Below are 726 nucleotides of genomic sequence, written 5' to 3'. Positions count from 1 at the left end.
CGTTGCCATCGTCAATCGCTCGGCCGAAGCGATGCTGGCCATATCCGCCAGCGCAGCCCTTGGGCAGAACCTTTCCGCCGTGCTGCCGCATGTCGGCCGCGTCTTCGAAATCGGCCGCAAGTCCGGCAAACCCGTCTATCGCGAGCAGGTGACCTTCTACCGCGCCGGCGCCGAGCGGACCTTCAACGTTCAGATCACCATCGAGGCCGGCGATGACGGCTCGGAGGAAAAGTCCTATGTCGTGACGGTTGACGACATCACCGACCTGGTCCAGGCGCAGCGCTCGTCGGCTTGGGCGGATGTGGCGCGGCGTATCGCCCACGAGATCAAGAACCCGCTGACGCCGATCCAGCTCTCGGCCGAACGCATCAAGCGCCGCTATGGCAAGGTGATTACCGAGGACCGCGAGGTTTTCGACCAGTGCACCGACACCATCATCCGGCAGGTCGAGGATATCGGCCGCATGGTCGACGAATTCTCGGCTTTCGCGCGCATGCCGAAGCCCGAGATGAAGGCCATAGATCTGCGCGAATCGCTGCGCGAGGCCTCGTTCCTGGTCGAGGTCAGCCGCGCCGACATCACTTTCGAGCGGATCTTCGGCAGCGAGCCGCTGAAGGGCACGTTCGACAGCCGGCTGATGGCGCAGGCTTTCGGCAATGTGATCAAGAACGCTGCCGAAGCCATCGACGGATTGGAACAGAAGGACGGTTCGCACGGCATAATCCG

Annotated in this window: 1 protein-coding gene; it reads left to right on the top strand. The window is 63.1% G+C overall.

Features of this window, described 5'->3' with window-relative positions:
- On the top strand, positions 1 to 726 hold a 726-nt coding region (locus EN991_RS38540), incomplete at both ends, for a histidine kinase dimerization/phospho-acceptor domain-containing protein (RefSeq protein ID WP_281058863.1).

Source organism: Mesorhizobium sp. M7A.F.Ca.US.005.03.2.1, from assembly GCF_003997795.1.
In the GTDB taxonomy this organism is placed as follows: Bacteria; Pseudomonadota; Alphaproteobacteria; order Rhizobiales; family Rhizobiaceae; genus Mesorhizobium; species Mesorhizobium ciceri.
The sequence above is the reverse complement of the archived record's forward strand: the minus strand, read 5'-3'. Positions and strand labels throughout refer to the sequence as shown.